At 71.4% G+C, this 17,168-nt stretch carries 18 protein-coding genes; 11 read left to right on the top strand and 7 right to left on the bottom strand.

Annotated elements, in window-relative coordinates:
* The first annotated feature begins 93 nt into the window (after window positions 1-93).
* Window positions 94-558 carry a hypothetical protein gene (locus ACIRJP_RS07215; protein ID WP_404169257.1) on the top strand — a complete coding sequence of 155 codons (465 nt, stop codon included), beginning with the start codon at window positions 94-96 and terminating at the stop codon, window positions 556-558.
* 53 nt (window positions 559-611) lie between these two features.
* On the opposite strand, the gene ACIRJP_RS07210 is transcribed toward ACIRJP_RS07215, so the two are convergent.
* The 4 genes from ACIRJP_RS07210 to ACIRJP_RS07195 all read right to left on the bottom strand — a co-directional run bounded on the left by ACIRJP_RS07210 (window position 612) and on the right by ACIRJP_RS07195 (window position 3,385).
* On the bottom strand, window positions 612-1,223 hold the full coding sequence (locus ACIRJP_RS07210; protein WP_404169254.1) for a Maf family protein: 612 nt from the start codon (window positions 1,221-1,223) through the stop codon (window positions 612-614).
* Between the two features lie 56 nt (window positions 1,224-1,279).
* Window positions 1,280-1,408 (bottom strand): morphogenic membrane protein MmpB, encoded by a 129-nt coding sequence (mmpB, locus tag ACIRJP_RS07205; protein WP_351255940.1) that lies wholly within the window; start codon window positions 1,406-1,408, stop codon window positions 1,280-1,282.
* Between the two features lie 154 nt (window positions 1,409-1,562).
* A complete protein-coding gene (locus ACIRJP_RS07200) occupies window positions 1,563-1,787 on the bottom strand; it encodes an acyl-CoA carboxylase epsilon subunit (RefSeq protein ID WP_404169251.1) in 225 nt (74 codons plus the stop codon).
* A 14-nt stretch (window positions 1,788-1,801) separates the two neighbouring features.
* On the bottom strand, window positions 1,802-3,385 hold the full coding sequence (locus ACIRJP_RS07195; protein ID WP_404169248.1) for an acyl-CoA carboxylase subunit beta: 1,584 nt from the start codon (window positions 3,383-3,385) through the stop codon (window positions 1,802-1,804).
* Between the two features lie 134 nt (window positions 3,386-3,519).
* Between ACIRJP_RS07195 and ACIRJP_RS07190 the strand changes: the two genes are divergently transcribed.
* From ACIRJP_RS07190 to hutH, 5 genes are all read left to right on the top strand, one after another.
* Window positions 3,520-4,386 (top strand): biotin--[acetyl-CoA-carboxylase] ligase, encoded by an 867-nt coding sequence (locus ACIRJP_RS07190; protein WP_404169245.1) that lies wholly within the window; start codon window positions 3,520-3,522, stop codon window positions 4,384-4,386.
* A gap of 306 nt (window positions 4,387-4,692) precedes the next feature.
* The gene (locus ACIRJP_RS07185) at window positions 4,693-5,865 is read left to right on the top strand and encodes an adenylate/guanylate cyclase domain-containing protein (protein WP_404169242.1); all 1,173 of its coding nucleotides are present in this window, start codon (window positions 4,693-4,695) and stop codon (window positions 5,863-5,865) included.
* 108 nt (window positions 5,866-5,973) lie between these two features.
* Window positions 5,974-6,786: an enoyl-CoA hydratase/isomerase family protein gene (locus tag ACIRJP_RS07180; RefSeq protein WP_404169239.1), complete on the top strand. Its 813-nt coding sequence runs from the start codon at window positions 5,974-5,976 to the stop codon at window positions 6,784-6,786.
* A 95-nt stretch (window positions 6,787-6,881) separates the two neighbouring features.
* The gene (locus ACIRJP_RS07175) at window positions 6,882-8,039 is read left to right on the top strand and encodes a diguanylate cyclase domain-containing protein (RefSeq protein WP_404169237.1); all 1,158 of its coding nucleotides are present in this window, start codon (window positions 6,882-6,884) and stop codon (window positions 8,037-8,039) included.
* A 96-nt stretch (window positions 8,040-8,135) separates the two neighbouring features.
* A complete protein-coding gene (gene hutH / locus ACIRJP_RS07170; protein ID WP_404169234.1) occupies window positions 8,136-9,722 on the top strand; it encodes a histidine ammonia-lyase in 1,587 nt (528 codons plus the stop codon).
* An 8-nt stretch (window positions 9,723-9,730) separates the two neighbouring features.
* On the opposite strand, the gene ACIRJP_RS07165 is transcribed toward hutH, so the two are convergent.
* The gene (locus ACIRJP_RS07165) at window positions 9,731-10,021 is read right to left on the bottom strand and encodes a hypothetical protein (RefSeq protein WP_404169231.1); all 291 of its coding nucleotides are present in this window, start codon (window positions 10,019-10,021) and stop codon (window positions 9,731-9,733) included.
* Window positions 10,022-10,128: 107 nt separating this feature from the next.
* On the opposite strand from ACIRJP_RS07165, the gene ACIRJP_RS07160 reads away from it, so the two are divergent.
* Complete coding sequence (locus ACIRJP_RS07160) at window positions 10,129-10,515, top strand: hypothetical protein (protein WP_351255964.1); 387 nt, start codon at window positions 10,129-10,131, stop codon at window positions 10,513-10,515.
* Between the two features lie 279 nt (window positions 10,516-10,794).
* A complete protein-coding gene (locus tag ACIRJP_RS07155) occupies window positions 10,795-12,054 on the top strand; it encodes an Ig-like domain-containing protein (RefSeq protein ID WP_404169227.1) in 1,260 nt (419 codons plus the stop codon).
* Between the two features lie 254 nt (window positions 12,055-12,308).
* Here ACIRJP_RS07155 and ACIRJP_RS07150 read toward each other — a convergent pair whose 3' ends face one another.
* Entirely contained in the window at window positions 12,309-12,776 is a 468-nt protein-coding gene (locus ACIRJP_RS07150; RefSeq protein WP_404169224.1) for an RDD family protein, read from the bottom strand.
* Window positions 12,777-12,998: 222 nt separating this feature from the next.
* Between ACIRJP_RS07150 and ACIRJP_RS07145 the strand changes: the two genes are divergently transcribed.
* Complete coding sequence (locus ACIRJP_RS07145) at window positions 12,999-13,511, top strand: hypothetical protein (protein WP_404169221.1); 513 nt, start codon at window positions 12,999-13,001, stop codon at window positions 13,509-13,511.
* Between the two features lie 36 nt (window positions 13,512-13,547).
* Here ACIRJP_RS07145 and ACIRJP_RS07140 read toward each other — a convergent pair whose 3' ends face one another.
* Window positions 13,548-15,098, bottom strand: coding sequence for a hypothetical protein (locus ACIRJP_RS07140; RefSeq protein ID WP_404169702.1), 1,551 nt, complete (start codon window positions 15,096-15,098; stop codon window positions 13,548-13,550).
* Window positions 15,099-15,398: 300 nt separating this feature from the next.
* Between ACIRJP_RS07140 and ACIRJP_RS07135 the strand changes: the two genes are divergently transcribed.
* Window positions 15,399-15,566 (top strand): hypothetical protein, encoded by a 168-nt coding sequence (locus tag ACIRJP_RS07135; RefSeq protein ID WP_404169218.1) that lies wholly within the window; start codon window positions 15,399-15,401, stop codon window positions 15,564-15,566.
* Window positions 15,567-15,774: 208 nt separating this feature from the next.
* Window positions 15,775-17,154, top strand: coding sequence for an NADP-specific glutamate dehydrogenase (gene gdhA / locus ACIRJP_RS07130; protein WP_404169215.1), 1,380 nt, complete (start codon window positions 15,775-15,777; stop codon window positions 17,152-17,154).
* Window positions 17,155-17,168: the final 14 nt, after the last annotated feature.

The raw sequence follows: 17,168 nt of genomic DNA, 5'->3' as shown, positions 1-17,168 counted from the left end.
GCGCGGGGCGGAAGAAGAGATCGCCGGGCCCTTGTCCGGAGCGTTACCGGTTAGTAGGGTCCGCGCTATCTCACGTACTGCAGGTAACAGGGGGTGAACACCGTGGTGCGCAGACCGGTGGCGTTCGTGGCTGCGATCGTGCTGTTCGCGGAGGCCGTGGGCATCGTGCTCATCAACGGCATCCTGGCGACGGTCGTCAAGAACCAGGACATGTCACTGGCCGGGATGGACCCCGCCGTCATGTCGAACGGAACCTGGGTGATGGGCGGCGTCTTCGGCCTGTACCTGCTGCTGTGCGGGCTGTTCCTGCTGCTGGCCGGCGCCCGCGACCGGGCCCCCGGCAGGTTCGCCCGCATCGTCCTGATCCTCTGCGCCGTGGTGCACGCGGTGCTGGGCGCGCTGACGGTCGGGCTGGTCGGCTGGGCCGCGTTCGCGAGCATGATGGTGGTGCTCGGGCTGATAGTGCTCACGTTGGTGGCGTACGGCGCCCGGTCCGAGGAGCCCCGGCCCGAGGAGCCCGCCGACGACGCCGGAGCGGGCGCTCCGGCGGCCGTCTGAGCGGTCTGTCCCGAGCCGGACCCGGCTCGTTCCCGGGCCGGGCCCGTCGCGCGTCAGTCCCAGAGCTCGGTGACGGAGATCCCCAGCTCGCCCAGCAGCCGGCGCAGCAGCGGCAGCGAGAGCCCGATGACATTGCCGTGGTCGCCCTCGATGGCGTCGACGAACGGTGCCGAGCGGCCGTCCAGGGTGAAGGCGCCCGCGACGTGGAGCGGCTCGCCGGTGGCCACGTAGGCGGCGATCTCGGCGTCCGTCGGTTCGCCGAAGCGGACGGTCGTGGAGGCGGTCGCCGAGGCGGTACGTCCGGTCGCGGTGTCGATCACGCTGTGGCCGGTCCGCAGCACGCCGGCCCGGCCGCGCATGGACTTCCAGCGGGCGATGGCCTCCTCCTCGTCGGCCGGCTTGCCGAGCGCCTCGCCGTCGAGTTCGAGCACCGAGTCGCAGCCGATGACCAGGGCGCCCGCCGCCTCCGCCCGGCCCGCCACCGATGCCGCCTTGGCCTCGGCGAGCACCAGCGCCAGCTCGGCCGGGGTCGGGGCGCTCAGCGCGTCCTCGTCCACCCCGCTGACGATCACCTCGGGCGTGAAGCCGGCCTGCCTCAGCAGACCGAGACGGGCGGGGGAGGCGGAGGCGAGCACGAGACGGCGCTGATCAGTCATACGGGCCATCGTAGAAGAGCCGCACCGGCCCCGGCCCCGTACGGCGGCCCCCATGGACAGGCCCCTCAGCGCATCCCGATCGCGATCATCGCGACCACCATCGCGAGAGCGAGCACCAGCCCCGCACGACGCATCATGTCCTGGGCGTCGCGCAGTTCCTTCGGCGGCTTGTTCTCGGGGTCGGACCACAGCATGGAAACGATCCTGCTGCCGTGGCGGACGGGGCGCCTGAGTACGGGTACTCAGCCGCCGTGGTGCGTACGGACCAGATCGCCCCCCACGCACCGGAGGCCCGGACCCAAAGGGGACCGGACCTCCGGAAACGTGCGCGAAGGGATGCTCCCGCGCCTAACCGGGCCAGTACGTCCGCGCCCAGGCCCGGGGTCCCGGCAGATGGCGTGTGCGCCGGGCGATGCGCCCCGGGTCGGACCACTGGCCGGGCAGCGCCGACCCGGTGGCCGGAGCACCGGCCGACTCGTCGGACGACATCGTCGCGGCGGCGCGCGCCCGCACCACCGCAAGTGCGGCTGCCAGCTCCTCCGGGGTCGGGTTGCCCCGTACGACCTTGATCATGGCCAGGACCCTTTCTAGAGGGGGATGTTGCCGTGCTTCTTCGGGGGCAGCGACTCCCGCTTGGTGCGCAGCTGGCGCAGCCCCTTCACGATGTGGGCGCGGGTGTCGGACGGCATGATCACCGCGTCGACGTAACCGCGCTCGGCCGCCACGTAGGGGTTGAGCAGGGTGTCCTCGTAGTCGGCGATCAGTTCGGCGCGGGTGGCCTCCTGATCCTCGGCCGCGGCGATCGTCCGGCGGTGCAGGATGTTCACCGCACCCTGCGCGCCCATCACCGCGATCTGGGCAGTCGGCCAGGCGAGGTTGATGTCGGCGCCGAGGTGCTTGGAGCCCATGACGTCGTACGCGCCGCCGAACGCCTTGCGGGTGATCACCGTGATCAGAGGGACGGTCGCCTCGGCGTACGCGTAGATCAGCTTGGCGCCGCGGCGGATGATGCCGCCGTACTCCTGGTCGACGCCGGGCAGGAAGCCGGGTACGTCGACGAAGGTCAGCACGGGCACGTTGAAGGCGTCACACGTACGGACGAAGCGTGCGGCCTTCTCGCTCGCGTTGATGTCCAGGCAACCGGCGAACTGCATCGGCTGGTTGGCGACGATGCCGACGGGGTAGCCCTCGACGCGCCCGAAGCCGGTGATGATGTTCGGCGCGAAGAGGGCCTGCGTCTCCAGGAACTCGCCGTCGTCCAGCACGTGTTCGATGGCGCAGTGCATGTCGTACGGCTGGTTCGCCGAGTCCGGGATGAGGGTGTCGAGCTCGCGGTCCTCGTCCGTGGTGGCGAGATCGGCAGCCTCGGGGAAGGCGGGCGCCTCGGACAGGTTGTTCGAAGGGAGGTACGACAGCAGCGACTTGACGTACTCGATGGCGTCCTTCTCGTCGCCCGCCATGTGGTGCGCCACCCCGGAGGTGGTGTTGTGGGTGCGGGCGCCGCCGAGCTCCTCGAAGCCGACGTCCTCACCGGTGACCGTCTTGATGACGTCGGGGCCGGTGATGAACATGTGCGAGGTCTGGTCGACCATGACCGTGAAGTCGGTGATCGCGGGGGAGTAGACCGCGCCGCCCGCGCACGGTCCGACGATCAGCGAGATCTGCGGAACGACACCCGAGGCGTGCACATTGCGGCGGAAGATCTCGGCGAACAGGCCGAGCGCGGCCACGCCCTCCTGGATCCGGGCGCCACCGCCGTCGTTGATGCCGATGACCGGGCAGCCGGTCTTCAGCGCGAAATCCATCACCTTGACGATTTTCTCACCGTAGACCTCGCCGAGCGAGCCGCCGAAGATGGTGAAGTCCTGCGAGTACACGCAGACGGGGCGGCCGTCGACCGTGCCGTAACCGGTGACGACGCCGTCCCCGTAAGGGCGGTTCTTCTCGATGCCGAAGTTGGTCGAGCGGTGCCGGGCGAATTCGTCGAGCTCCACGAAGGAACCTTCGTCGAGCAGCAGTTCGACCCGTTCCCGCGCGGTCAACTTGCCCTTTGCGTGCTGCTTCTCCACCGCGCGCGCGGAGCCCGCGTGCGTCGCCTCGTCGATGCGGCGCTGCAGGTCCGCGATCTTGCCCGCGGTGGTGTGGATGTCGGTCTCTACCGGCTCGGACATCGGGTGGCGGCTCCCTGCCTGGTCACGGGGACGACTGTGCTGCTGAACAGGTACTGAAACACCTACTGATCCGTAGCGTATCGGCGCGCATACGGTTCGGCAGTGCGTCGTTTGCCACACCTAGTCTGGCTTGCATGACACCTTCGGATGCGCCACAGAGCCGTTGGTCGGACCTGGACCGACCGCCCCTGAACGTCGCCGCGCTGCGCCGCGGACTGCTGCGGCCGGGCGGGCTGTGGACCTCGCTCGACGTCGTGGAGACGATCGGGTCCACCAACTCCGAGCTCGCCCGGCGGGCGGCGGCCGGCCTCGACGAAGGCACCGTGCTGGTCGCCGAGGAGCAGACCGCGGGCCGCGGCCGCCTCGATCGCACCTGGACGGCTCCGGCCCGTTCGGGCCTGTTCTTCTCCGTCTACCTGAAGCCGGGCGACATCCCCGCCGAACGGTGGGGCTGGCTGCCGCTGCTCACCGGCGTCGCCGCGGCGACCGGCCTGGCGAAGTCCGCGGGCGTCGACACGGCCCTGAAGTGGCCCAACGACGTCCTGGTCACGGTGGAGGGCGTCGAGCGCAAGACGGGCGGCATCCTGGCCGAGCGCGCCGGGGACGGCGTCGTCGTCGGCATGGGCCTCAACGTCTCCTTGCACGCCGATGAGCTGCCCGCCCCCACGGCCGGCTCGCTGGCCCTGGCCGGTGCCGTGTCCACCGACCGCGAGACGCTGCTGCGGGGCGTGCTGCGCTCGCTGGAGCACTGGTACGGCCAGTGGCGCGCGGCGGACGGCGACGCGGCGGCGAGCGGCCTCCAGGCGGCGTACGCGGCGGGTTGCGCGACGCTGGGCCGGACGGTACGGGCCCAGCTGCCCGGCGACCGCACCGTCGTGGCCGAGGCCGTGGCGATCGACGGCGACGGCCGCCTGGTCCTGTCCACCGAGGACGGCCTCCAGGAACCGGTATCGGCCGGCGACATCGTCCACCTGCGCGGCATGGGGGGCGGTCTGGTCTGAGGACGGGGAGCCCTGCTGCCACCCGGGGGTTGTTCCGGGAGGCGTTGTGGCTTGAAAACCGTGCCCTCCTGGAAACCCCCACCGGCCGTAACCACCCACGCCCCCTGGCTCACCCAGGAACATTCCGGGACGACCCGGGACGACCTGGAAACCGCCCACCGGCCGCAACCACCCACGCCCCCGGCTCACCCAGGAACATTCCCGGACGCCATAGGGGCGTGAGCTTCGGCACACCTGCCGTATCGTTGAGGCGATCCACCGACAGATCGGCAGGGCAGTGCGCAGGGAACGGGCAGGAGGCGGCTGGTGACCGTCGACGACACGACCTCCGGTGCGGGCGCACAGCCCCCGTCGGAACCCTCGGTCCACGCGACACCGCATCACGAAGTCGACCATACGGTGGAACCGACCGACGACCCCCTCGCGATCCGGCTGGAACAGCTGATCCTGGGCGCCGACCGTCGTTACACGCCGTTCCAGGCGGCACGTACCGCCGGTGTCTCGATGGATCTGGCCTCCCGGTTCTGGCGGGCCATGGGCTTCGCCGACATCGGGCAGGCCAAGGCGCTCACCGAGGCCGATGTGCTGGCGCTGCGCCGGCTCGCCGGTCTCGTCGAGGCGGGGCTGCTCAGCGAGCCGATGGCGATCCAGGTGGCCCGGTCCACCGGGCAGACCACCGCCCGGCTGGCGGAGTGGCAGATCGATTCCTTCCTGGAAGGGCTGACCGAGCCGCCCGAGCCCGGAATGACCCGTACCGAGGTCACGTACCCGCTGGTCGAGCTGCTGCTTCCGGAGCTCCAGGAGTTCCTGGTCTACGTGTGGCGGCGCCAGCTGGCCGCCGCGACCGGGCGGGTCGTCCAGGCCGCCGACGACGAGGAGATGGTCGACCGCCGCCTGGCCGTCGGCTTCGCCGACCTCGTCGGGTTCACCCGGCTGACCCGGCGGCTGGAGGAGGAGGAGCTCGGCGAGCTGGTCGAGGCCTTCGAGACCACCTCGGCGGACCTGGTGGCCGCACACGGCGGCCGCCTCATCAAGACCCTCGGCGACGAGGTCCTCTTCGCCGCCGACGACGCGGGCACCGCGGCCGAGATCGCGCTGCGCCTGATCGAGGCGATGACCCAGGACGAGACCATGCCGGCGCTGCGCGTCGGCATCGCGTTCGGCACGGTCACCACCCGGATGGGCGATGTCTTCGGCACGACGGTGAACCTCGCCAGCCGGCTGACGTCGATAGCGCCGAAGGACGCCGTGCTGGTGGACGGGGCGTTCGCGGAGGAGCTGACCCGTACCGGCGACGCCCCGGCCTCCGAGGCGCAGGCGGCCCAGGAGGCCGCGGTGGCCGAGAAGGAGCGCCAGGAAGGCGTGGAGCCGACCGCTGTGCCCAAGTACCGCTACGGGCTCCAGCCGATGTGGCAGCGCCCGGTGCGCGGGCTCGGCGTGGTGGAGCCCTGGCTGCTGGCCCGCCGCGGCACTTCCTGAGCCCGGCACCCGCGGGGCCGGGAAGCCGGGCCGGGCGCACCCTGACCCCTGACCGGGCCGCGCCATAGGATCCCTCCGGTAACGATCGTTAACCGGAGGGGTGCAGTCATGACCGTCACGTCCGAGCAGCGGTTCGGGGAGTTCGTCGCCGTACGGGTCCACGAGGGGCAGGAACACGTGGCCGAGCTGGTGCTCGACCGGCCCAAGGCGATGAACGCGGTGTCCACCGACATGGCCCGCTCGATCGCCGCCGCCTGCGCCGCGCTCGCCGTCGACCCCGGCGTACGGGTCACCGTCCTCACCTCCAGCCACGAGCGGGCCTTCTGCGTGGGCGCCGACCTGAAGGAGCGGAACTCCTTCACCGACGCCGAACTGCTGCGCCAGCGCCCGACCGCCCGCGCCGCGTACACCGGGGTGCTCGAACTGCCGATGCCGACCATCGCCGCCGTGCACGGCTTCGCGCTCGGCGGCGGGTTCGAGCTGGCCCTGTCCTGCGACCTGATCGTCGCCGACCGCACGGCCGTGGTCGGTCTGCCCGAGGTGTCGGTCGGTGTCATCCCGGGCGGCGGGGGTACGCAGTTGCTGCCCCGGAGGATCGGCGCGGCGCGCGCCGCCGAGCTGGTCTTCACGGCCCGGCGGGTGGAGGCGGTCGAGGCGCTCGGCCAAGGGCTGGTCGACGAGCTGGTGGAGGCCGGGCAGGACCGGGCGGCCGCACTGGCGCTCGCGGGCAGGATCGCCGCCAACTCCCCGGTGGGGCTGCGGGCCGCGAAGCGGGCGCTGCGGCTGGGGCACGGCCTCGATCTGAGGGCCGGTCTCGAAGTCGAGGACGCCGCCTGGCGGTCGGTGGCCTTCTCCGGCGACCGGGCCGAGGGCGTGGCCGCGTTCAACGAGAAGCGCAAGCCGAACTGGCCCGGCGAGTGACGCAGTGTGACGTTACGCAAGTGAATAGACACGCAGTGAAGGTGATCGATACCCGAAACTGATCAAATCACTACAAAGCTACATAAGCTGTAGCGATGGGTGGTGATGATGCACGGCTGCGGGCCGTGGTTTCGCTTGCGCAGACGATGGCGGCGGCACACACCCCGCGGGGGTCGTGGCGAGCGGCTGCGCTGGGGGCGTGCGAGGCGCTGGGCGGCAGCTTCGCCGCGCTCTCCGTGTGGGAGCGCGGGCGCGGGCAGCTGCGCGTGCTGGTGAACGCGGGCGAACGGGCCGAGGGGGAGGAGGAGTTCCCCGAGGCGGAGGCGTACCCGGTGCACCAGTTCCCGGAGATCACCGAGTTCCTGCACGAACGGTGGGCCGGGGGCGGTGAACCGGACGCCTGGGTGGAGACCGCCGACGGCACCGCGGGCGCGGGCGCCGGGATGCGGGAGTACGGGAGCGGGTACGGCCGGGAGCGGGTGGCCGCGCTGCGCCGGCGCGGGCGCGGCTGCTGCGTGGTCGCGCCGATCGTGCTGCACGGGCGGGCCTGGGGCGAGCTGTACGTGGCCCGCCCGACGGGGGCGCCGGTGTTCGGGCGGGAGGACGCGGACTTCGCGACCGTGCTGGCCGCGGTCGTCGCCGCGGGGATCTCCCAGGCCGAACGGCTCGAAGAGGTCCGCAAGCTCGCCTTCACCGATCCGCTCACCGGTCTGGCCAACCGCCGCGCCGTCGATGTGCGGCTCGACGAGGCGGTGGAGCGGCACCGGGAGGACGGGGCGGTGGTCAGCCTGGTCGTCTGCGACCTCAACGGGCTGAAGCAGGTCAACGACACCCATGGCCATGCGGTCGGCGATCGCCTGCTGGAACGTTTCGGCTCGGTGCTGTCCCGCTGCGGCGCCATGCTGCCCGGTGCGCTCGCGGCGCGGCTCGGCGGCGACGAGTTCTGTCTGCTCACGCTGGGTCCGGAGGCCGACGACGTGGTCCGGGTTGCCGGCGAACTCTGCGAACGGGCAGCCGGGTTGGAGCTCGGGGACGGGGTGGCGTGCGGGATCGCGTCGACCGGTGATCCGATCGGCCCGGTGGTGTCGGCGCGGCGGCTCTTCCGGCTGGCGGACGCGGCCCAGTACCGGGCGAAGGCGGCCCGTTCGGTCAAGCCGGTGGTGGCGGGGCGGGACGACGAGGTGCTCCGGCTGGCCGACGCGCCGCCCAGGTCCCCGCACGACCGTCGCCACCTGCGTGGCAGCCGGCCCTGAGCGCACCACCGGCCGGTAAGGAGTCGATCGCGCGACCACTGGTGAAATGAAGGGATTCAATCCGTACGCTTTTGGATAATCCGTACGCTTTTGAATATGGATAAGCACACAGTCGTGGTGGGGACGTCCGGTACCACCGCTCGGGACGTCATCGCCGTGGCCCGCGGCAACGCCCGCGTCGAGCTCTCCGCAGCCGCCGTCGACGCGCTCGCCGCCGCCCGCGAGATCGTGGACGCGCTCGCCGCCAAGCCCGAGCCGGTCTACGGTGTCTCCACCGGGTTCGGGGCGCTGGCCAGCCGGCACATCAGCCAGGATCTCCGTGCCCAGCTCCAGCGCAACATCGTCCGCTCGCACGCCGCCGGCATGGGCCCGCGCGTCGAGCGCGAGGTCGTCCGCGCGCTGATGTTCCTGCGGCTGAAGACGGTCGCCTCCGGGCACACCGGCGTACGCCCCGAGGTTGCGCAGACCATGGCCGACGTCCTCAATGAGGGCATCACGCCCGTCGTCCACGAGTACGGCTCGCTCGGCTGCTCCGGCGACCTGGCGCCGCTCTCCCACTGCGCGCTGACGCTGATGGGCGAGGGTGAAGCGGAGGGCCCCGACGGCACCGTGCGCTCCGCCGGCGAACTGCTCGCCGCCCACGGCATCGCCCCGGTCGAGCTGCGCGAGAAGGAGGGCCTCGCCCTCCTCAACGGCACCGACGGCATGCTCGGGATGCTCGTCATGGCCCTGGCCGACCTGAAGACCCTCTACATCTCCGCCGACATCACCGCCGCGCTCTCCCTGGAGGCGCTGCTCGGCACGGACAAGGTGCTCGCCCCGGAGCTGCACGCCATCCGCCCGCACCCCGGTCAGGGCGTCAGCGCCGACAACATGCTGCGGGTCCTCGCCGGCTCCGGCCTCACCGGCCACCATCAGGATGACGCGCCCCGCGTGCAGGACGCCTACTCGGTGCGCTGCGCCCCGCAGGTCAACGGCGCGGGACGGGACACCCTCGACTATGCCGGGATCGTCGCCGCCCGCGAGCTGGCCGCCGCCGTCGACAACCCTGTCGTCCTTCGAGGGGGCTCCTCCCGCTCGAACGGAGTTGAGAGTGGGGGAGGCCGGGTCGAGTCCAACGGCAACTTCCACGGCGCCCCCGTCGCGTACGTACTCGACTTCCTGGCGATCGTCGCGGCCGACCTCGGCTCCATCACCGAGCGCCGCACCGACCGGCTGCTGGACAAGAACCGCTCGCACGGGCTGCCGCCGTTCCTCGCCGACGACGCCGGGGTGGACTCGGGCCTGATGATCGCCCAGTACACCCAGGCCGCCCTGGTCAGCGAGATGAAGCGGCTCGCCGTGCCCGCCTCGGCCGACTCGATCCCGTCCTCCGCGATGCAGGAGGACCACGTCTCCATGGGCTGGTCGGCCGGGCGCAAGCTCCGCACCGCCATCGACGACCTCACCCGGATCGTCGCCGTGGAGCTGTACGCGGCGACCCGGGCCATCGAACTGCGCGCCGCCGGGGGCCTCACCCCCGCGCCCGCCTCGCAGGCCGTCATCGAGGCGCTGCGGGCCGCGGGCGTCGAGGGCCCGGGACCGGACCGCTTCCTGTCGCCGGACCTGGCCGCGGCGGACGCGTTCGTGCGCGCGGGGAAGCTGGTCGCGGCGGCCGAGCCGGTGACGGGCCCGCTCCACTAGCTGGTCCGTCAGGCGGGCCGGGTTTCGGCGCGGCGTGCCGAGTGGGAGACGAACGCCGCGCCGATGCCCAGGAACGCCACTCCGCCGAGCAGGTACGGGGTGGTGTCGATGCCGGTCCCGGTGTCGGCCAGCCTCGGACCGGCCGCGGTGTCCCCGGCGGAGGCGGTGGCCGGTCCGCTCCGGTTGCCCGATGGAGCGGCCGGTACGTCCGTCGCGTTGGCGGACGGTACGAACCAGAGGGCGGCCAGCAGCATGCCCGCGGCGGTTGCGGTCAGGAGCGGGCGGCGAGCGACGACCACGGAATCGATCCCCTTGTCACGGCCGTGAGTTAGTCATGTGCGCCGATGCTAATGAAAGCAGCGGGTCGCGGGAAAGCCGGAAGCGCGGGGAGCTTACGCTCCGGCACATGAGCACTTCTGAGACCTCACAGTTTGTTCGGCTTCGAGTCGAAATGGTGTTGGAGATCACCGACCCCGCCGCCCTCAGCGGCACAGCCTTGGAGTCGATCGCCGCCGAGTACGGGGAGCCGGGCGGCGAGTCCGCCGAGGAACGCATGCACGCCGAGGCCGCCGTACGGGAGGACGGCGCGGAGGCCCTCGCCTCCCTCATCGACCCGTTCGACCTGGTCAGCGAGGTACCCGGGGTCGAGCTCGCGCAGGCCTCCTGGAGCAGCGAGACCGTCGACTACGACCCCGACGACCCGGACGCCTGGGACCTCGACGACGAGGACGGCGAAGAAGAGTACGAGGAGGACGGCGTGGGGAGCGGTGGCGGCGTCCCGCACAATGGGTGAGGACGACGACGGTCACGTCGCCGCGAGCGGCGGGACCAGCAGCTGGTGAACACCGGCCCCGGACCGTTTTCGTACGCGGTCCGGGGCTGTTTCGTTCGCCGGTCGCCCCTACGGGACCGGCGTCGGGAACCACCGCGACCGCGGACGCGTCGATGAGTGTTGTTCCCCACATCTTTCGTGGATGTGGAACGGAGGACCCTTTCCATGGGTTCTAGGACCAATGACGGGTTTCGCCGGTCGACGGCGGCTCCGCTCGGGGTTTTTGGGGATTCGGCAACGATGGAGAAGCGTGTGATGACGGACAGCAAGCGGCGCAGGGGCCTGATGGCCGCGTCCGCACTGCTCGGCGGCGTTCTGGTGCTCACCGCCTGCAACGACGGCGACAGCAGCGCCGAGAGCTCGAAGAAGTCGCAGGCGGCCGAGGTCGACAAGGCCGCGGCCCAGGACGCCTCGGAAGCTCAGATAGCGATCTCGCCGAAGAACGGCGCGACCAACGCGAGCATCAACAACGACGCCAAGGTCACCGTCGCCAAGGGCACGCTGTCCGAGGTCACCATGACCACGGCGGCCGGGGACGCCGTCAAGGGCACGCTCGCCGCCGACGGCAAGAGCTGGAAGCCGGACGTCCAGCTGGAGCGCTCGACCACGTACAAGATCAGCGCGACGGCGAAGGACTCCAAGGGCCGCGAGGCGCACGAGAACTCCTCCTTCACCACCGTCTCGCCCGCCAACAGCTTCATCGGGAACTTCACCCCCGAGGACGGCTCCACTGTCGGCGTCGGCATGCCGGTCTCGATCAACTTCAACAAGGCGATCACGGACAAGAAGGCCGTCCAGGCCGGTATCACCGTGACGTCCAGCAGCGGCCAGGAAGTCGTCGGCCACTGGTTCAACTCGCAGCGTCTCGACCTGCGTCCGGAGAACTACTGGCAGGGCGGCTCCACCGTCACGCTGAAGCTGGCGCTGGACGGCGTCGAGGGCGCGGACGGCGTCTTCGGCGTCCAGCAGAAGACGGTCACCTTCAAGGTCGGCCGCAACCAGGTCTCGACCGTCGACGCCAAGACGAAGACGATGACCGTCACCCAGGACGGCAAGACGATCAAGACCATCCCGATCTCTTCCGGCTCCGCCGAGAACCCCACGTACAACGGGCAGATGGTGATCTCCGAGAAGTTCAAGGAGACCCGGATGAACGGTGCGACGGTCGGCTTCACCGACGACGACGGCAAGGGCGAGTACGACATCAAGGACGTGCCGCACGCCATGCGGCTGTCCACCTCGGGCACCTTCATCCACGGCAACTACTGGGGCGCGCGGTCGATCTTCGGCAGCGCCAACACCAGCCACGGCTGCGTCGGCCTCGCCGACGTGAAGGGCGCGGGCGACGCCAACCAGCCCGCCGCCTGGTTCTACAACAACTCCATCGTCGGCGACGTGGTCATCGTCAAGAACTCCCCGGACAAGACCATCACCCCCGACAACGGCCTCAACGGCTGGAACATGAGCTGGGCGGAGTGGACGGCGGGCTCCTCGGCCTGACCCGGCCACGCGCCCATCCCCGGCGCGGCCCGAATCCCGTACGGAGGGCGGCGGCACCCGGATCCCCTCGGATCCGCGGTGCCGCCGCCTTGGGCGTTCGTAGGACTTCGCATCGCACTTTCATGGTGGCCCTGTCCCGCCGTCACCAGCACTCCATGGCGTCGCGTCATCCATGATCTCGCGAGGGGACTCCCCCGCTCCGGCGTGGTGGGGGACCGGGCCCGTGGGCAGGTGCCGGGGCTGCGGACCCGGCCTCAGCGGTGGGCACGGGCGGCCACGGTGGCGGTCCGGTGGGCGGCGAGGTCGCTGCGGCGGACCTGGCGCAGGCCCAGCGGATCGGCGCGCAGCTCACCGTTCCCGCCGTTCCAGAGCGCGGTGCGGGGCAGGACATCGGGGCCCGAGAGGAGCGAGCGCAGCCCGTACCAGGGTTGCAGCGGCAGCCAGCAGAGCCCGTACAGCCAGCGCAGCAGCAGCGGCCAGGGCCCCGGCCGCCCGGCGTCGGGCAGTCCGACCACCCGTATCCCCATGATCAGTTTGCCCGCGCCGGCCCCGGTGAGCGCGGTGAGGACCACATGGTTGAGGAACGAGAACACGAGCGCCGGACCGAGCAGCAGGCCGGCCGCCTCGGCGGAATCGGACCTGTCCACGTACGGCCGGGCCAGGATGCCGACGGAGACCAGGCAGAGGTAGCAGTCGAGGCCGACGGCGAGGTAGCGGCGCATGTCGCCCACCCGTGGCGGTAAGCACGCCGTGTGCGGCGCGGTCCGGTACCCGGGCGAGGGCTGGAGGGCCGGGCGAGCCGCCGGCAACGGTGATCCGGCGAGGTTCCGGGTGCGTCTCGCCGCCCGTGGAATTGTCATGACGGCATCATGTCTGATGAGCCGTCACCATGCCTCCGGGAACCGTGCGTACGCCGCCCGGCGGCCCGCATTAGTCTCGCTGCCATGACCACCGCCATCACCGCCATGATCACCGCAGTCGTCGGGGTGCTCGGCACCCTCCTCGCCCCGGTGTTCGCGCAGCGGCTGACCGTGCGCCAGCGTGCCGAGGAGACCCGACTGGCGGAGGAGCGGCGGAAGTTCGAGGAGCGGCGCACCCAGTACACGGCCATGAACCGGGCGTCCCGGCAGTTCCACACCCTCCTCAAGGACGCCCTGCACCGCATCCGCGACGGCGTCTACTCGGAGCAGGAACGCAACCAGCTCGAAGAGGCCCGCCTCGACCACCGCGACCGCTACGCCGAGGCGCAGATGATCGTCCCCGAACGGATACTGCAGGCGTCCCGCGACCTCAACCGGGTGCTCGCGGGCGGTGACGCCGTCGTCAAGCGCCTGGACCGGGGCCTCGCCCGCGACGGCGAGAACGTCGAACAGGCCCTGGAGGACCTGAAGGCGGCCGACCCCTGTCTCGACACGATGTGGCGGCTGATGCGCCAGGACCTGGGCCTCACGGACTGACTCCCGGGCCCCGCCCGTGAAGCTCGCTCCGCCCCCTCAGCAGGACCCGAACGGCCACAGCCGGTAGTGCGAATCGAGCCGGTACTCCCCGCCCCGCTCCACTGTCAGCCGCGTCCACTCGCCGTCCTGCCGCAGGCACCCGCCGCCGTCCGCCCGCAGCCACCGCGAGTAGGCGATCCGTACCGTCACCGACCCGCCGGCGGGCATCCGTACCACCAGGGAGGCGTCGTCCCCGCGTACGACGGAGCCCGGAGCGGAGACCAGCGGTACGGGCTCGCGCACCCGGTAGATCCGCCACCCGGCGTCCTGCCAGACCGGCTCCAGCCAGTCGGCGCCGCGCCGGACGATCTCCGCCTCCGCCTCGGCGGGTCCGTCCGGCCGGCCGCTGTGCAGCACGACCAGGCCCACGCCCCACCGGTCCAGCCAGGCCCGGTACGTCGCCGGGGCCGGCTTCCCCTCGTAGAACAGCCGCCCGCGCTCCACATCGAGCTGCCGGTTCCAGCCGCGCGCCATGTTCACGTACGGGGCGAGGACCGTCGCCTCGCGGTGGTTGCGGGCCGGCACGACCTCCACCCGGGTCCGCCCGGCACCCAGCCGGCGCAGCTCGGCGACCACGCCGTCGGTGTGTGCCGCCCAGGCGGGCACGGAGCCGGAGACCCGCAGGTCGTCATCGGTCTTGCCGGCCAGCCAGGCCGAGTTGTACACCAGCATCCCGGCCAGCAGCACGGCCGCGCCGCGCCGCGTCCACCCGGAGCCCCTCGTCAGGACGGCCGCCAGCGCCGCCAGCAGCACGGGCGGACCGGCCAGCCCCACCAGCCGCTCCACGTTCGTCCCGACGGGCGAGGCGATCAGGAAGGTCAGCACGACGCCGACCGCGTACACCGCGCCCGCGAACCGGACCACCCGCCAGCCGCCTTCGCGCGGCGCCGCGAGCCACAGCGCCGCGCAGACCGCCAACGGCGTCCACAACCTGCCAGCTGCCATCGGCTGCTCACCCGTGAACGGGAAGATCACCGTCGTCGCGGCCACCACCACGAACGGCGGTACGGCGAGCCGGGCCGCCCGCCGCCACTGCCGGTCCAGCCCGTATGCCGCGCCCCCCACCACCAGGAACAGCCCCGCCACCGGACTCGCCGCCGTGGCCAGCGCCGCACAGCCTGCCGAAATGCCCCCGCGGCGGCGCCGTACGTACACCAGCGCGACCAGCCCGATCGCGACGCCCAGCGCGAACGTGGTGCGCCCGGACGCGACATTGCACCAGAGCGTCAGCGAACCCAGCACCGCGACCGCGCCCGGCCACCGCACCCCGCTCCGTACACAGAGCCGCCCCAGCGCCCATGACCCGCAGAGCCCGGCGGCGACGGTCACCGTCCGCACCCCGAGAGCCGCCATGAGTGGCGGCGTCAGCAGGCTGTAGTTGGCGGTGTGCATCCCTCCGTACCAGGAGAGGTTGTACGCGGACCCCGGATGCCGGGAGGCGAAGCCGGCCCAGGCGAGCTGCGCGGCCAGGTCACCACCGCCGGTGGCCAGCACCAGCGCCCAGAGCAGGTACAGCGGCACGACGACGAGCACCGCGATCCCCGGCACCCGCCACAGCGCCGGATCCCCGGCGGTACCGGCAAGGGCCCGCCCGACGTCCCGCCCGGCCTTCCGGCCGCGTTCCTTCTCGCGCGGCCCGGTGCTCTCGGAGATCCCCACCCGGCAAACCCTAATGAAACAATCCGAACCGGGCCGCAGCCTCCGTGTACCCCGGCTCCTCCGTGGTGTAGCTGACTACACCACAGAGTCGGGGGGACTGGCCCATCGTGGTGGCCGCCTCCCGCCAACAGAATGAAGACATCACCCGGCCACACGACATCACGCCGGTCACCCACACGGAGGAACCCCATGAAGGCCCTGCTCTGGCTCGTGCTCTGCGCTGCGCTCGCCGCGAACCTCGCGCTCAACCTGATGGAGAACAACGCTCTCCACATCGTGCTGAGCGTGGTCTCGGGGCTGGTCGTCATCGCCTCCGGGGCGGGGCTGTGGATGCGGCGACGCGAGGCGCGCGCCTAGGGTTTCGTCCCCCATGCTCGGGTCCCCTTGAAAGAACCACCGGGGCGACTGGGAGAATGGGCGGGCCACAACGGTTCTGTACGTCGCTTCCGTGAGCCGCAGAGCGTGCGAAGTTCGGGCGACGCCCTCAATGGGGAGGGGGACCGCCGGCGCCCCCGGGACGGGGGCGTCTTCGCGCGCATGCCCACCGACGGAAGGTCTTGACCTGATGCAGGCCACCCCTGATTCCGTAACCCCGCACGCCACCCAGAGCAGCATCATCGAGCCGCTGTACGCCGAGATCCTCCGGCGCAACCAGGGCGAGAAGGAATTCCACCAGGCGGTACGGGAGGTCCTGGAGACCCTCGGCCCGGTCCTCGCGAAGCGACCGGAGTTCGTGGACGCCAGGATCATCGAGCGCGTCTGCGAGCCCGAGCGTCAGCTCATCTTCCGGGTGCCGTGGTCGGACGACTCCGGCGACATCCACGTCAACCGCGGCTTCCGGGTCGAGTTCAGCAGCTCGCTGGGTCCGTACAAGGGCGGGCTGCGCTTCCACCCCTCGGTCAACCTCGGCATCGTGAAGTTCCTCGGCTTCGAGCAGATCTTCAAGAACGCGCTCACCGGCATGCCCATCGGCGGCGGCAAGGGCGGTGCGGACTTCGACCCCAAGGGCCGCTCGGACGCCGAGATCATGCGGTTCTGCCAGTCGTTCATGACCGAACTCCACCGCCACCTCGGCGAGTACACCGATGTCCCCGCCGGTGACATCGGCGTCGGCGGACGCGAGATCGGCTACCTGTTCGGCCAGTACAAGCGGATCACCAACCGCTACGAGTCCGGCGTCCTCACCGGAAAGGGCCTCGGCTGGGGCGGCGCCCAGGCGCGCACCGAGGCGACCGGCTACGGCTGTGTCATGTTCACCGCCGAGATGCTGCGCAGCCGGGGCGAGTCCCTCGAAGGCCAGCGCATCGTCGTATCCGGATCGGGCAACGTCGCGATCTACGCCATCGAGAAGGCCCAGCAGCTCGGCGCGACCGTGGTGACCTGCTCCGACTCCACCGGCTACGTCGTGGACGAGAAGGGCATCGACCTCGCCCTCCTGAAGGAGATCAAAGAGGCCGGCCGGGGCCGCGTCTCCGAGTACGCGGAACGCCGCGGCGAGCACGTCAAGTACGTCCCCGGCACCGGCGTCTGGAACGTCCCCTGCGACGTGGCCCTGCCCTGCGCCACTCAGAACGAGCTCCACGAGGCCGACGCGGTGGCCCTGGTGCGCAACGGCGTGAAGGCGGTCGCCGAGGGCGCCAACATGCCCACCACGCCGGAGGCCGTACGCGTCCTGCAGGAGGCCGGGGTGGCCTTCGCCCCCGGCAAGGCCGCCAACGCGGGCGGCGTGGCCACCAGCGCCCTGGAGATGCAGCAGAACGCCTCGCGCGACTCCTGGACCTTCTCCCACACCGAGGAGCGCCTCGCGGAGATCATGCGCCACATCCACGACTCCTGCTACACCACCGCGGAGCGGTACGGCAGCCCCGGCAACTACGTGGTCGGCGCCAACATCGCCGGCTTCGAACTGGTCGCGGACGCGATGCTGGCCCAGGGCCTGATCTGATCCGGCGCCCCTGA

This window comes from Streptomyces sp. NPDC102437 (assembly GCF_044765565.1).
Classification (GTDB): Bacteria; Actinomycetota; Actinomycetes; order Streptomycetales; family Streptomycetaceae; genus Streptomyces.
The sequence above is the reverse complement of the archived record's forward strand: the minus strand, read 5'-3'. Positions and strand labels throughout refer to the sequence as shown.

Coding starts and splice junctions, on each gene's coding strand:
- ACIRJP_RS07210 (WP_404169254.1), bottom strand. CDS start 1,223: ATGGCCCGTATGACTGATCAGCGCCGTCTCGTGCTCGCCTCCGCCTCC.
- mmpB (WP_351255940.1), bottom strand. CDS start 1,408: ATGCTGTGGTCCGACCCCGAGAACAAGCCGCCGAAGGAACTGCGCGAC.
- ACIRJP_RS07200 (WP_404169251.1), bottom strand. CDS start 1,787: ATGATCAAGGTCGTACGGGGCAACCCGACCCCGGAGGAGCTGGCAGCC.
- ACIRJP_RS07195 (WP_404169248.1), bottom strand. CDS start 3,385: ATGTCCGAGCCGGTAGAGACCGACATCCACACCACCGCGGGCAAGATC.
- ACIRJP_RS07190 (WP_404169245.1), top strand. CDS start 3,520: ATGACACCTTCGGATGCGCCACAGAGCCGTTGGTCGGACCTGGACCGA.
- ACIRJP_RS07180 (WP_404169239.1), top strand. CDS start 5,974: ATGACCGTCACGTCCGAGCAGCGGTTCGGGGAGTTCGTCGCCGTACGG.
- ACIRJP_RS07175 (WP_404169237.1), top strand. CDS start 6,882: ATGGGTGGTGATGATGCACGGCTGCGGGCCGTGGTTTCGCTTGCGCAG.
- hutH (WP_404169234.1), top strand. CDS start 8,136: ATGGATAAGCACACAGTCGTGGTGGGGACGTCCGGTACCACCGCTCGG.
- ACIRJP_RS07160 (WP_351255964.1), top strand. CDS start 10,129: ATGAGCACTTCTGAGACCTCACAGTTTGTTCGGCTTCGAGTCGAAATG.
- ACIRJP_RS07155 (WP_404169227.1), top strand. CDS start 10,795: ATGGAGAAGCGTGTGATGACGGACAGCAAGCGGCGCAGGGGCCTGATG.
- ACIRJP_RS07150 (WP_404169224.1), bottom strand. CDS start 12,776: ATGCGCCGCTACCTCGCCGTCGGCCTCGACTGCTACCTCTGCCTGGTC.
- ACIRJP_RS07145 (WP_404169221.1), top strand. CDS start 12,999: ATGACCACCGCCATCACCGCCATGATCACCGCAGTCGTCGGGGTGCTC.
- ACIRJP_RS07135 (WP_404169218.1), top strand. CDS start 15,399: ATGAAGGCCCTGCTCTGGCTCGTGCTCTGCGCTGCGCTCGCCGCGAAC.
- gdhA (WP_404169215.1), top strand. CDS start 15,775: ATGCAGGCCACCCCTGATTCCGTAACCCCGCACGCCACCCAGAGCAGC.